The following is a 13166-nucleotide window of genomic DNA, read 5'->3' as shown; positions in this document are numbered from 1 at the left end:
CTCCTATTCCAACCGGATGCGGGGATCGACCAGCGCAAGCAGGATATCGCTGATCAGAGAGCCTATCAGCGTCAGCGCGCAGATCAGCAGAACGAAGGCACCCGCCAGATACATGTCCTGGGCCATCAGCGCTTGCAGCAGCAGGGGGGCAGCCGTCGGCAGATTGAGGACGATGGCGACGACGACCGAGCCGGAGATGAGGTTGGGCAGCAGCCAGGCAATCGTCGAGATGAACGGATTAAGCGCGATCATCAACGGATATTTCATCAGCAGCCGGAATTCCGACAGCCCTTTTGCCCGTGCCGTGGTCACGTAAGGCTTCGGCAGTTCGTCGAGCATGTTCGCGCGCATGACGCGGATGAGGCTCGCCGTCGAAGAAACGGCAAGAATGATGACCGGAAGCCAGAGATGCGAGAAGAGATCGACCATCTTGGCGAAGCTCCAGGATGCGTTCTCGTATTCCGGCGAAAACAGCCCTCCGACATCCTGTCCGAATTCGACCGCCGCGACATACATCAGCACCAGCGCCAGCAGGAAGGACGGAACGGCAAGGCCGAAGAAGGTGAAGGCTGTGAAGAAATAGTCGCCGATCGAATATTTTCGCACGGCCGAATAGACGCCGATCGGCAGTGCGATCGCCCAGGTGGCGATCAATGTCGACAGAGCCAGAACGAGGGTCAGCGCCATGCGCTCCCAGATCAGGTCGGAGACGGGCTGCTGCCACTCGAAGGAAATACCGAAATCGCCACGCGAGAGGATGCCCCAGATCCATTTGAAATATTGGACGAGCATTGGATCACCGAGGCCGAAACGCTCGCGCAATTGCGCCGCGGTGTTCTGATCAACGATCTCGTTGGAGGCCGCCAGCGTCGCGATATAGGTGGTGACATAATCGCCCGGCGGCAGCTGGATCAGCACGAAAGCAAGGAAGCTGACGGCAAAAAGCGATGGAATCATCCACAGCAAGCGTTTGGCGATGAAGACCAGCATGAGGCGCCTCTTGCATTGAACACCGCCTTCCGGGCCTTGCCGGCTGTCAAGGCCGGCAAGGCATCTCGGAGGGCGAACTGAAGAAAGCGCCGTACCGTCGGGCACGGCGCCAGAGATCCAAATCAGCTCGTGAAGGTGAATTGCTGCGGCAGCGCCGGCCCCGGATTGGGCCAAGACCAGCTATCCGGTTGCTTTTCGGGAACATTGCGCAGGTTGTTGCGAATGATGCCGAAGCCGCCGACCGCAAGGCAAAGGCCGACAGTCTCGAATTCCTCCGCGGCGATATCGAAGATCTGCTTCATGACCGCACCGCGCTTGTCGAGATCAGCCGTCGAACGCGCTTCGTCGAAGAGCTTCATGCGCTTCTTCTGGCTTTCCGGGGGTTCTTCGCCGCGTGCACCGTTGGAGGTGTACCATAGCGTCCACGGAATGGCGTAGCGCGATCCCTGCGGATGGAAGGCGAAGAAATCGCGCGGGTCGAGCATCGGATCGAGACCGCCGGGGCCTGGCCACACCTGCGCATCATGGGCGTTGTCGTCGCCGCGGGTGTAATAGAGCGCCCGTTCGATTGTGTTGACCTTCATATCGATGCCGATCTGAGCCCAATGCGTCTTGACCAGTTCGAGCGCGTCGACAAGGTCGGGATAGAGCGTCGGAATGACGTCGATCGAGAAGAACACCTTCTGGCCGTCCGGCCGGAGGCGGAAACCGTCGCCGCCTTTCTTGTAGCCGGCCTGATCGAGCATGGCGCCTGCCTTGTCGGCGTCATATTCGGTGAATTGGCGCGCGTACTTCTCGTGGTACCAGGGATGGGTCGGACGGGGTCCGGCCTGGTAGGGCTCGCTCTGCCCGAAATAGACGATATCGATGAGCTCCGGGCGGTTGATGCCGATCGACAACGCCTGCCGGAACGATTTATCCGCAAACATCTTGCGCATGGCAGGATCTTTGTGGGTGATATTGAAGTAGATCTGGCACTGTTGCGAAGCCGAAGGCACGAGCGTCAGCAGTCGATAGTCGCCTTTCTGCATGTTCTGAGACAGCGTCGGCTTATTGGCGAGCACGCTGATGTGACGCTCCTGGATATCGATCTTACCGGAGATGACGTTCAGCATCAGCGATTCGACGTCCTGCGAGATGCCGAAATTGATCTCATCGATATAGGGAAGCTGATTGCCCTCGGTATCGACCTGCCAGAAATAAGGATTACGGGCCATGACGACACGCGTCGCACCGCCGGCATAGGGCTCCTTGACCACCCATGGATCGAGCGTCGGCTTGTCGACATTGCCCCACCGCGACGGGATCTCGATGTCACCGCAACGGCTGCGGAACAGCTCCGTCCAGCTGGTGACGCCGGCCTTCTTCGCATCGGCTTCGATATTGGGATTATATTTCGGCAGGAACTGGCTGCAATAATGCTTCGGAAAGAGCGTCGGATGCTGACCAAGCGGGGTGGCGAGGTTTTCCAGGTAAAGCGCGTTGGCCGCAGCAAAGGTGAACTTCACTGTATAGTCGTCGACCTTTTCGACGGTGACCGGCTTGCCGGCAACAGCAAGCTGGGCCGGTGTCGCGCTGTAGAGTTCGGTGTTCTTGACGCAGTCTTCGATCGCAAAAACGACGTCATCCGCCGTAAAGGGACGACCGTCGGACCAGCGTACGCCTTCGATGAGATGGAAGGTGAATTGCGTTGCGTCGTCGCTGACTTCCCAGCGTTCGGCAAGATTCGGCTCCACAGCGGTAAATTCGAGGTTCCAGCGCACCAGGCTCTGGTTGCCCACCATGCGCAGAATGCCGTTATGGTCGGATGAACCGCGAAGGCCGCGGCGCAGGGAACCGCCATAGGTGCCGACTTTCTCGAACGGCTTGACGACCATCGGCTTCTTCGGCAGGCGCTCGGCGAGCGGCGGCAGTTTTCCGTCTTTCACAAGCTGTGCAAGTGCCGGGGCTTCACCGCCTGCGGCAGCGGATACGCGACCGGCGACGGATAGCGCTGCTACACCGGCCATGCCGCCAAGCACGGCCCGGCGGGTAACGCCACGCGACAGTATTTCATTAGGCATCGAGTTCCTCCGTTTTTATGCCGGCGCAGCGTTTGGACCGGCGGATGCGGCGGGCTCCCGACCCGCCGCTCGCGCCCTCCTCGGCGCTAGGACCGAACCATAGACACGTTCCCAAATGATTACAAGAGTTGACAGATAATTACAAATTTTGTAGCGATGCAACAACGAGGCCGGGAGGGCCTTCCCAGAAAACAAGGCTAATGCGAATAAGACGCGACGATCTGTCAGAAGCTGTACGTTGCTCTGGCGAATATTAATTGGCGACAGCGAGCGCCCACAGCGTTCAGAGAAAAGGACGATCATGACATTCGCAGTCGACGCCGTTTCGAACAGAGCCGCAACGCGCTTCAGCGACATCATCTATGAGAAGATCGTTGGGATGATCGCCGACGGCAACTTTCCGGTGAACGAACGGCTGCCTTCGGAGACGAAGCTCGCTGCTGATTTCGGCGCATCGAGGCCCGTCGTGCGCGAAGCGCTCGAACGCTTGAGAGCCGATGGTCTGGTCGTTTCGCGCAAGGGGTCCGGCTCCTATGTCAGGCAGAGGCCGGATTCGTCGATGCTGAAAATGGTGCCGGTCGGATCGCTCGCCGATGTCCAACGGTTTTTCGAATTCCGCGCCGGTCTCGAAGCCGAGGCCGCGGAGCTTGCCGCGCGAAACTGGCAGGCGGAGGACAGGGACCGGATAACGGCGGCGCTTGTTGCGATCGAGCAATGCCTGCGCAACGGAGAGCTTGGCGCCGAGGAGGACCAGGCTCTGCATGATGCAATCGCCATGGCGACCGGTAACCAGTTCCACATCACCGTACGCGAATGGTTCAGGCCGCATTTCGCCATCGGGCATTCCGTGACGCGAAGCTTGAGCCTGAAACGGACGCTGGAACAGATCCGCAGCGTCCAGGACGAGCACGCGGTGATCGTTGAGGCGATCTTCGCACGGCGGGAAACCGAAGCGCACGATGCGATGAAGAAACACATACTGAATGCTCGCGCCCGCATGTTCCAGGGCGTTTGAGTAGGAATGGGAGGAAGACGATGAAACGGATCGCTGTGACGGGGGCTGCCGGACGTGTCGGAACGCTGCTGCGACCACTCCTTCGCGCTGATGTCGAACAGGTCAGCCTGATCGATCTGCAGGAGCCCGCCGGGCTTAGCGAAAACGAGACGTTCGTCAGGGCCGACCTGACAAAGCTCGACGAGGCAACGGCTGCGCTGAAGGATATCGACGGCGTCGTTCATCTCGCTGGCATCGCAAGCGGCATCGACATGAACGCCATCCTGCACGCAAATGTGCTTGGAACCTATAATCTCTACGAAGCGGCGCGGACAAACAGGGTCCAGCGGGTCGTCTATGCATCGAGCAACCATGCGACCGGTTTCTATCCTCGTGGCCAAATCATATCGCCGCTCGTTCCCATGCGCCCCGACAGCCCGTACGGGCTCTCCAAATGCTGGGGCGAACTGGTGGCGGGGCTTTACTACGACACGACGGGCATTCGCTCCCTTTCCATCCGCATCGGCAATGCCGGCACCTATCCCAACAGTGAGCGATCGGTTGCGATCTGGATCAGCCCGCGGGATCTGGCGCAGCTTGTGCGGATCGGGCTGTCCCATCCGCTGATTGCCGCGACAGTCGTCTATGGCGTTTCAGATACCGACGAGAAATGGTGGGACAATGATCTGGCGACGAGGCTCGGCTACCGGCCACAGGACCGGCCGCGCGACCACGCCCGCATCGAACAGGGGTCCGAAGGGCCGGTCGCGCTGGCGTTCCAGGGTGGTGGGTTCTGCGAGATCAATCACGACGGAACCGTCCGCATGCGTGACGCCGAAGGTTTGGCCAAGAGCCTGGAGGCGGCCGAATGACGGCGCCTAAAATCATCCGGCCGGATGTCCGTTCGGTGATCCAGCAGCCACTGACGGTCGGTGAATCACCGGTATGGGACGATGAGACCGGCACCCTATGGCTGGTCGATATTCTGGCACCGGCGCTTGTGCGGCTTTCGGCCACAGGACAGATCGATCGCTTCGACATGCCGGCCGCAATCGGCTGTCTCGGGCTTTGCCGCGATCACAGGATCGCCGTGGCGCTTCAGACGGGCGTCCATCTTTTCGATCCCCTCTCTGGTGATATCGAATTTCTGTGCGATCCGGTTGGGCGTGATTTCAACGGCCGCCTCAACGACGGCAAGGTCGGCCCCGACGGGCACTTCTGGATCGGCTCGATTAGCGAGGCCAAGCCGCAGACCGATGAGGCAGCACTTTACCGCGTGGGGGCAGATGGCAGCACGCGGACCGTTGCAACAGGACTGACGAGCTCCAACGGCCTTGCCTGGTCGCCGGACGGCCGGCGGATGTATCACTCCGACAGCCGTCAATGTTTCCTGCAGGCATTCGACTTTGAACCCGATACGGGTGATTTGGGCGACGGCCGCCGGCTTCGCAGCTTCACGGAAGAGGACGGGCGACCGGACGGAGCGGCGGTCGATCGTGACGGCTTTTACTGGAGCGCCGGCGTTTCGGCCGGTCGCCTCAACCGCATGTCGAGCGAAGGCGAAATCGTCGAGATCTACGTTCTGCCCGTCCCGGCACCGACGATGCCCTGTTTCGGAGGACCGGATCTCAGGACCCTCTTCATCACCAGCCTGTCGACGGACCGCACCGGACGTTTCGAAGCAGGCACGGTCATCGCCTTCGATGTGGATGCGGAGGGCTTGGCGCCCTTCCGCTTCGGATGACGATCATTTTGATGGAAGCTAACGGGGAAGAAAAATGAGCATCGCGATCATGCGAAAGGCGCTCACGGGCGTTTCGGGGGTTCCCGTCACGGCCTATGACGGTAATGGCGAAGTCGAACCGCAGACGACGGCGAAGGTCTATGCGCGAGTAGCGGCGGCGGGCATTCACAACATCGTCGCTGCCGGCAATACCGGGGAATTCTATGCGCTGACGCCACAGGAAATCCGCATCGTTCACGAGGCGGCGGTATCGGGCGTTAACGGCCGGGCGCCAGTGACGGCGGCGATCGGCCGGTCGCTGCGCGAGGCGATCGGCATGGCGAGGGATGCGGCGGCGATCGGCGCATCCGCCGTCATGTCGCACCAGCCCGTCGATCCTTTCGCAGCACCTTCGGCCCAGATCGATTATTTCTGCAATCTCGCCGATGCTTCCACCCTGCCGCTGATCGCCTACGTCAGAGCCGAGGGTTTCGGTGTCGACGATATCGTCCGTCTCGCCAACCACGGCAATATTGCAGGAATCAAATTTGCCACGACCGATCTGATGCTGCTGTCGCGCGCGATTCCCGCTGCCGATCCGGCCGGCGCGCTGTTCGTCTGCGGCCTGGCGGAAAGCTGGGCGTCGACATTCACCGCGGCCGGCGCGCGCGGTTTCACCTCCGGCCTCGTCAATGTCGCACCGCAACTGTCGCTTGCCGTTCACGCTGCGCTCGAAAAAGGCGATTTCGCCGCGGCGCGCGTAATCGTCAACAAGCTCGAACCCTTCGAGCGGATGCGGACGAAGTTCCGCAATGGCGCCAACGTCACTGTCGTCAAGGAGGCCGTCACCTATTCCGGCCTCGATGTCGGCCCGGTGCGAGTGCCGGGATTGCCGCTGCTCGACCGGCATGATCGCGAAGAACTTCATCGACTGCTTCAAGGCTGGGAGGCCGAGGGCAGCATTCAAGCTAATCCGGACCGGCGGCAGTCTGCCGAAGCAGCCGGCTGAGTTCGACATTATTTTTTGAAAACAACAGGATTGGGAGGTCTAGAGATGCTGAAACAGCTACTGACAACGATCGCAATTACCGGGGCACTGATGACGACGCAGCCTGCCTGGGCGGCATCGCCGCCCAATATGCTGGTGATCGGCACCAATCTCACCGGCATCCGGACGCTTGATCCGGCCCAGAACAATGCCCGCACGGTTTCGGAGGTGATCTCGAACCTCTACGACAACCTCGTGCAGCTGTCGCCGGACGATCTTAAAACGCTGAAGCCGATGCTTGCCACCGCATGGAGTGTCTCGGACGATGGCAAGATCATCACCCTGACCTTGCGCGACGACGCCGTCTTCCAGAGCGGCAACAAGGTGACCGCCGAGGATGCGGCCTGGTCGATCCAGCGCGTCATCAAGATGGGACAAGTCGGCTCCACCGACGTCGCACTCTGGGGCTACAAGCCTGACAACGTCGAAAAACTGGTTCGGGCAAAGGACGAACATACGCTCGAGATCGAGCTGCCGCAGACCGTGAACACCGACCTGGTGCTCTATTCGCTGGCCGGCTCGTCGATCGGCATCGTCGACAAGAAGACGGTACTGTCGCATGAAGCGAACGGTGATTTCGGCGGCGCCTGGCTTTCGGCCAATTCCGCTGGCAGCGGACCATTCAGCCTGGCGCAATGGCGGCCGAACGATGTAGCAATCTTCAATGCACAGCCGAAATATTGGGGCGGCAAGCCGGCCATGGCCCGCGTCGTTGCCCGCCACATCCCGGAATCCGGCAATCTCCGGCTGCAGCTCGAAGCCGGCGACGTCGATGTCGGCCAGTATGTGGCAAGCGGCGATCTCGATGCGCTGTCCACCAACAAGGATATGGTGATCGACAATGTCCCGGGTCTCGGCTTCTATTACATCGCCCTCAATCAGAAGGACCCGGATCTGCAGAAGCCGAAGGTTCGCGAGGCCTTCCAGCACGCATTCGACTGGAAGGCGATCTCCGGCAATATCATGCGCTATACCGGCTTTCCCTGGCAGTCGATGATCCCGCGCGGCATGATCGGCGCTCCCGATGAGGCTGCCGTCCGCTATGATTACGATCCCGCCAAGGCCAAGCAGCTGCTGGCGGAGGCCGGATATCCCAACGGCCTGAAGAAAGTCCTCAATCCCTCGGGGGCGCCAACCCTGCCCTTCGCCGAAGCGCTGCAGGCGAGCGCGCGGGCCGCCGGTTTCGATCTCGATCTGGTTCCGGGCGAATTCACCCCCGCTTTCCGCGAGCGCAAATTCGAAGTGCTGCTCGGCAATTCCGGCGCCCGCCTGCCCGATCCCTTCGCCGTCGCCACCCAATATGCCTTCAACCCCGACAATAGCGACGAGGCGCGCCTCGGCAGCTATTATCTTTGGCGCACGGGCATGAAGGTGGACGACCTCAACACACTCATCGATCAATCGATGAGGGAGCGCGACACGCAAAAGCGCACCGACATCTTCAAGAAGATGGACGGGATCTATGCCGGCATGGCTTCGCCGCTCGTCATCTTCTTCCAGCGAACCGACCCCTATGTCATGCGCGCAAACGTGAAGGGCTATCACGGGCACACGACATGGTCGACGCGCTGGCATGACGTGACCAAGGAGTAGAGCGCGTGGCGAGCGCCGATCTGACATCGAAGCAGGAGGTGAGCCGCCGCTCAACGGCGGGCGGGTTCACCGAGGCGGCCCCGCACCCGGCACTCAGCCTGCTGCGGCGCCTGGCGGGACGCCTAGTGGCTGTCGTCACGACGCTGCTTGGCCTGCTTTTCCTGACCTTCTCGATGGGCCGTCTGCTGCCTGCCGACCCGGTGCTTGCCATCACCGGGGCGGAGGTCAGCAAGGAGGTTTATGACCGGGTCTATAACGAGCTTGGGCTCGGGCAACCGATCTGGATGCAGTTTCTCTCCTATGTCGGAAAGATCGCCACAGGCAATCTCGGCACATCGGCGACCACGGGCCAGCCGATCCTCACCGATCTGATGACGATCTTTCCGGCGACGATCGAGCTTGCGATCATCGCCATGATCATCGGCGCCATGATCGGTATTCCCTTAGGCGTCACGGCTGCCGTCAGGCGCGGAACGATCATCGATCACATCGCCCGGATCGTGGCGCTTGCCGGCCACTCCATCCCGATCTTCTGGACCGGGCTGATGGCGCTCTTCGTTTTCTACGCCAAGCTGAAGCTGGTCGGCGCATCGGGCCGGGTCGACGTCTTCTACGAAGGCCTCGTCACGCCAATGACCGGCTTTCTGTTGATCGACGCGGCGATACAGCAGCAATGGGACGTATTCCACAACGCTCTCGGCCACATCATCCTGCCAGCTGCGATCCTCGGCTATTATTCCGTCGCCTATATCAGCCGCATGTCGCGAAGCTTCATGCTGGAACAGCTCAGCCAGGAATACATCATCACCGCACGGGCAAAGGGGCTCGGCACCCGCAAGGTCGTCTGGCGCCATGCCTTCCGGAACATTCGCGTGCAGCTGCTGACAATCCTCGCGCTGACCTTCGGCGGGCTGCTCGAGGGCGCGGTGCTGATCGAGACGGTCTTCGGCTGGCCAGGACTCGGCCAGTATCTCACCCGCGGGCTGCAGATGAACGACATGAACGTGGTGATGGGTTCGGTGCTGACGATCGGCGCCGTCTTCCTGACCATCAACATCGTGTCGGACTTCCTCTATCGCATTCTTGATCCGAGGACACGGTGACGCCATGACGATCTCTACCGAAGACGCAGACAGCGCCCACATCGGCGGCCTCCGCAAATGGCTGCTGGCGCCGGAGCCTCAGGGCTGGTTTCAGTCGACGACGCAGCAGATCCACCAGGGCTGGCTGAAATTCAGCCTGCACCCGCTTGGCCTTGCCGGCCTCGTCGTCATCGTGCTCTTGATCGTCGTGGCGACGGCAGCCCCTCTGCTCACCAGCTACGATCCGATCGTGCAGGATATGGCCGGGCGGCTTGCGCCCCCCTCGGCGGCTCATCTTCTCGGCACCGACAATTTCGGCCGCGATGTCTTTGCGCGGGTGATCTACGGCGCCCGCACGACGCTCTACATCATCATGCTCGTCACGATCATCGTTGCACCGCTCGGCCTGCTGATCGGCACGGTCTCTGGCTATTTCGGCGGCATCGTCGACGAAATTCTGATGCGCATCACTGATATTTTCCTCTCCTTCCCCGGCCTGGTGCTGGCGCTCGGTTTCGCCGCAGCCCTCGGCCCCGGCATCACCAATGCGATCATCGCCATTTCGCTGACGGCCTGGCCGCCGATCGCGCGGCTGGCGCGCGCCGAGACGCTCAGTCTGCGCAAGGTCGACTATATCGCCGCTGTGCGCCTGCAGGGCGCGACACCGATCGCGATCATCACCCGCCACATCCTGCCGATGTGCATTCCTTCGGTGATCGTCCGCGTCACGCTCAACATGTCCGGAATCATTATCACCGCCGCCGGCCTTGGCTTTCTCGGCCTCGGCGCCCAGCCGCCCTGGCCGGAATGGGGCTCGATGGCCGCCAGCGGCCGCGAGTTCATGCTCGACAGCCCCTGGGTGATTGCAGCACCCGGCATCGCCATCGCACTCGTCAGCCTCGCCTTCAATCTCGTCGGCGATGCGCTGCGCGACGTGCTCGACCCGAGAGGTTCGGAATGACAGAGCCCCTGATCGATATCCGCAACCTCGAAATCGCCTATGGCGGCGGCCACATGCGCGCGGTGCGCGGCGTGAGTTTTACGCTCGGACAGGAAAAGCTCGGCATCGTCGGCGAATCCGGGTCAGGAAAATCGACCGTCGGCCGCGCGATCATGAAGCTGCTGCCGCCAACCGCAAAGGTCAGCGCCGAACAGATGCGCTTTCGCGACGTCGACCTCATCAAAGCAAGCGAACGAAAGATGATGACGATCCGGGGACGGCGGATCGGGCTGATCCTGCAGGACCCGAAATATTCGCTCAATCCCGTCATGCGGATCGGCGAACAAATCGCCGAGACTTACCGCTTCCATCATCCCAAGGTTAGCGCCAAACAGATCTACGGCCAGGCGCTCGACATGCTCGAAGCCGTGCAGATCCGCGATCCCGAGCGTGTTGCCCGCCTTTATCCGCACGAAATATCGGGCGGGATGGGCCAGCGCGTCATGATCGCCATGATGCTGATCGCCGAACCCGAAGTGCTGATCGCCGACGAGCCGACCTCCGCGCTCGACGTGACGGTCAGGCTCGAAATCCTGGCGCTGCTCGACGAACTCGTTTCACGCCGCAATCTTGGCCTGATCTTCATCAGCCACGACCTCAATCTGATCCGCAATTTCTGCGATCGCGTCCTCATCATGTATGCCGGCCGCGTCGTGGAGGTGCTCGAGGCGCGCGATCTGGACAAGGCGAAACACCCTTATACGCAGGGGCTTTTGGCGTCCCTGCCGACGATCGAGAATCCTCCTGCCCGGCTGCCGATCCTGAAGCGGGATCCCGCCTGGCTTGACGACCTCGCAGCGGAGGTGCGGCGATGATCCGGATAGACAATCTCACCATTCGTTTCGGACACGGCCAGCGGCCCGTCGTCAGAGATGTAAACCTCACAGTCGAGAGGGGAACGGCGTTCGGCCTGGTCGGCGAATCCGGCTGCGGCAAGTCCACCGTTCTCAGAGCCCTCTCCGGCCTCAACGCAAATTATGATGGCAACATCGAACTCCAGGGCGAGACGCTGGACCGGCAGCGCAGCCGGCCGTTCTTCCGCCGGGTGCAGATGGTGTTCCAGGACCCTTATGGATCGCTCCACCCCCGCAAGACCATCCGCTCGCAGCTGAAGGAACCGCTGCGCAACCAGGGGCTTGATACCAATTCCGTCGACGTCAACGCGGTGCTCCGATCGGTCGGCCTCGATCCGGCGCTGAGCTATAGATTTCCGCATCAGCTTTCCGGCGGGCAGCGCCAGCGTGTGGCAATCGCCCGCGCCCTGATGCTGAACCCGGACGTGCTGCTTCTCGACGAACCGACATCGGCGCTCGACGTTTCCGTCCAGGCCGAGATCCTCAATCTGCTGCAGGATCTGCGCGCCGAGCGCGGCCTCACCTATCTCCTGGTCAGCCACGATCTCGCCGTCGTCTCCCACATGTGCAGCCGCGTCGCCATCATGGAAGCCGGCGAGATCGTCGAACAGGTCGAAATCGAGGCATTGCGTAGAGGCGCGGTCGAACATCCCTATTCGCAACGGTTGTTGCGCGCGAGCCGGATGTACGGAAGGGCGTAACATCGATCGGTACGCCCTGCTGCTGCTTCAGCTAGTCACCGCAAGTGGGCGTCAATAGCGGAAATGATCGCTTCCCAATCGTTGGGATGAATTTCGTGGCCGCCGCCTTCGAGCCGAACAAGCTTCGCGCCCTTCACCGTTCGTGCCAGCAGTTCGCCATGCTCAACCGGATAAATCGGATCCGCCGTTCCGTGTATGACAAGGAGGGGTGCCGCCAGTTCAGCCAATTTTCCTTTCAAGCTCTGGCCGCCCCTCAGCATGAAATGATTGGTGGCACTGACGAAGTTTTTCGCCCGTTTGACGTCCCGTTCGACAAAGGCGCGCGCCCGCCCTTCGTCATAGCGATGCGCCACCCCGGCGATCATTCGGGTGTCTTCGACAAGGAATTCGATCACCTGGGCATTGTCTGCCCAGTCGACTGTCTCGCCCGTCGCCGCATGCGCCATGTAGGCATCAGTGGTATGCGGCAGCGCGCTTGTATCAATACCCACCGGCGTGGTGGACATCAGCGTCAGCGTCCTGACGCGCTCGGGATGCGAGAGCGCTGCGATCTGGGCGATCGTGCCACCCAGCGACATTCCAATCAGATGGACGCCGGCAATGCCGTAGCCCTCGAGTACCCTGATGGCGTCCGCAGCCATGTCGTCCATTGTGTAAGGCGGTTCCCCCGGCTCGTAGATCGTTGAACGTCCGGTGTCTCGATTGTCATAGCGAATGACATAATATTTCTGAGCGGCGAGCTTTTGGCAGAACTCGTCCGGCCACCAGAGCATCGACGCCATCGCGCCCATGATCAACAGGATCGGCTCGTGCGCGGGGTTGCCAAATGCCTGTGCGGCGATCTCGACGTCGTCAAACTTGATAATGCGTTCACTCACTTGGGGCGTCCTTTATTTGTATTGGGCGAAGCGGCGACCTTTCTCGCAAACATCACTCGACGTCCGCATGTTCCCCATGATGCGGCTAAGGCAGGCGTGCCGCATCGGGCATTTTGCGTAGGACAGGCTGAAAACTTTCGGAAGCAACGGCCGGCGGCGGGCACCCGCAAACCTCCATGCCCAGTGCTTTCAGATCGACACATCGCACCTCTGCCGACGATCGTGACGCATGGGATGACT

General features: G+C 61.2%; 12 protein-coding genes. 9 read left to right on the top strand and 3 right to left on the bottom strand.

Annotated features, from left to right (window positions below):
- Window positions 1-3 precede the first annotated feature (3 nt).
- Both RLEG4DRAFT_RS05930 and RLEG4DRAFT_RS05925 read right to left on the bottom strand, forming a co-directional pair.
- A complete protein-coding gene (locus tag RLEG4DRAFT_RS05930; RefSeq protein WP_003576048.1) occupies window positions 4-990 on the bottom strand; it encodes an ABC transporter permease in 987 nt (328 codons plus the stop codon).
- 122 nt (window positions 991-1112) lie between these two features.
- Complete coding sequence (locus RLEG4DRAFT_RS05925) at window positions 1113-3053, bottom strand: ABC transporter substrate-binding protein (RefSeq protein WP_003576047.1); 1941 nt, start codon at window positions 3051-3053, stop codon at window positions 1113-1115.
- A 301-nt stretch (window positions 3054-3354) separates the two neighbouring features.
- Here RLEG4DRAFT_RS05925 and RLEG4DRAFT_RS05920 point away from each other — a divergent pair, with 301 nt between their 5' ends.
- From RLEG4DRAFT_RS05920 to RLEG4DRAFT_RS05880, 9 genes are read left to right on the top strand one after another with little or no spacing between them, the layout of a single operon-like run.
- Window positions 3355-4068 carry a FadR/GntR family transcriptional regulator gene (locus tag RLEG4DRAFT_RS05920; RefSeq protein ID WP_003576045.1) on the top strand — a complete coding sequence of 238 codons (714 nt, stop codon included), beginning with the start codon at window positions 3355-3357 and terminating at the stop codon, window positions 4066-4068.
- Between the two features lie 20 nt (window positions 4069-4088).
- Complete coding sequence (locus RLEG4DRAFT_RS05915) at window positions 4089-4919, top strand: NAD-dependent epimerase/dehydratase family protein (RefSeq protein ID WP_003576043.1); 831 nt, start codon at window positions 4089-4091, stop codon at window positions 4917-4919.
- Window positions 4916-5791: an SMP-30/gluconolactonase/LRE family protein gene (locus RLEG4DRAFT_RS05910; protein ID WP_003576041.1), complete on the top strand. Its 876-nt coding sequence runs from the start codon at window positions 4916-4918 to the stop codon at window positions 5789-5791. The genes RLEG4DRAFT_RS05915 and RLEG4DRAFT_RS05910 overlap by 4 nt, the downstream gene beginning before the upstream one ends.
- A 34-nt stretch (window positions 5792-5825) precedes the next feature.
- Entirely contained in the window at window positions 5826-6779 is a 954-nt protein-coding gene (locus RLEG4DRAFT_RS05905) for a dihydrodipicolinate synthase family protein (RefSeq protein WP_003576038.1), read from the top strand.
- 45 nt (window positions 6780-6824) lie between these two features.
- A complete protein-coding gene (locus tag RLEG4DRAFT_RS05900; protein ID WP_003576037.1) occupies window positions 6825-8411 on the top strand; it encodes an ABC transporter substrate-binding protein in 1587 nt (528 codons plus the stop codon).
- A 5-nt stretch (window positions 8412-8416) separates the two neighbouring features.
- Complete coding sequence (locus tag RLEG4DRAFT_RS05895) at window positions 8417-9514, top strand: ABC transporter permease (RefSeq protein ID WP_003576036.1); 1098 nt, start codon at window positions 8417-8419, stop codon at window positions 9512-9514.
- 4 nt (window positions 9515-9518) lie between these two features.
- Window positions 9519-10454, top strand: a complete 936-nt coding sequence (locus RLEG4DRAFT_RS05890) for an ABC transporter permease (RefSeq protein ID WP_003576034.1) — start codon at window positions 9519-9521, stop codon at window positions 10452-10454.
- A complete protein-coding gene (locus RLEG4DRAFT_RS05885) occupies window positions 10451-11308 on the top strand; it encodes an ABC transporter ATP-binding protein (protein WP_003576032.1) in 858 nt (285 codons plus the stop codon). The genes RLEG4DRAFT_RS05890 and RLEG4DRAFT_RS05885 overlap by 4 nt, the downstream gene beginning before the upstream one ends.
- Window positions 11305-12048, top strand: coding sequence for an ABC transporter ATP-binding protein (locus RLEG4DRAFT_RS05880; RefSeq protein ID WP_003576031.1), 744 nt, complete (start codon window positions 11305-11307; stop codon window positions 12046-12048). Before RLEG4DRAFT_RS05885 ends, RLEG4DRAFT_RS05880 begins: the two co-directional genes overlap by 4 nt.
- 35 nt (window positions 12049-12083) lie before the next feature.
- Here RLEG4DRAFT_RS05880 and RLEG4DRAFT_RS05875 read toward each other — a convergent pair whose 3' ends face one another.
- Complete coding sequence (locus RLEG4DRAFT_RS05875) at window positions 12084-12926, bottom strand: alpha/beta fold hydrolase (RefSeq protein ID WP_003576029.1); 843 nt, start codon at window positions 12924-12926, stop codon at window positions 12084-12086.
- Between the last annotated feature and the right edge of the window lie 240 nt (window positions 12927-13166).

The sequence above is a fragment of the Rhizobium leguminosarum bv. trifolii WSM2297 genome (genome assembly GCF_000271845.1).
This window is presented reverse-complemented; position numbering and strand designations above follow the sequence as displayed.

Excerpts from the sequence above, each read along its gene's own strand:
- RLEG4DRAFT_RS05920 (WP_003576045.1), top strand. The coding sequence starts at position 3,355 with ATGACATTCGCAGTCGACGCCGTTTCGAACAGAGCCGCAACGCGCTTC.
- RLEG4DRAFT_RS05930 (WP_003576048.1), bottom strand. The coding sequence starts at position 990 with ATGCTGGTCTTCATCGCCAAACGCTTGCTGTGGATGATTCCATCGCTT.
- RLEG4DRAFT_RS05890 (WP_003576034.1), top strand. The coding sequence starts at position 9,519 with ATGACGATCTCTACCGAAGACGCAGACAGCGCCCACATCGGCGGCCTC.
- RLEG4DRAFT_RS05900 (WP_003576037.1), top strand. The coding sequence starts at position 6,825 with ATGCTGAAACAGCTACTGACAACGATCGCAATTACCGGGGCACTGATG.
- RLEG4DRAFT_RS05880 (WP_003576031.1), top strand. The coding sequence starts at position 11,305 with ATGATCCGGATAGACAATCTCACCATTCGTTTCGGACACGGCCAGCGG.
- RLEG4DRAFT_RS05905 (WP_003576038.1), top strand. The coding sequence starts at position 5,826 with ATGAGCATCGCGATCATGCGAAAGGCGCTCACGGGCGTTTCGGGGGTT.
- RLEG4DRAFT_RS05885 (WP_003576032.1), top strand. The coding sequence starts at position 10,451 with ATGACAGAGCCCCTGATCGATATCCGCAACCTCGAAATCGCCTATGGC.
- RLEG4DRAFT_RS05925 (WP_003576047.1), bottom strand. The coding sequence starts at position 3,053 with ATGCCTAATGAAATACTGTCGCGTGGCGTTACCCGCCGGGCCGTGCTT.
- RLEG4DRAFT_RS05915 (WP_003576043.1), top strand. The coding sequence starts at position 4,089 with ATGAAACGGATCGCTGTGACGGGGGCTGCCGGACGTGTCGGAACGCTG.
- RLEG4DRAFT_RS05910 (WP_003576041.1), top strand. The coding sequence starts at position 4,916 with ATGACGGCGCCTAAAATCATCCGGCCGGATGTCCGTTCGGTGATCCAG.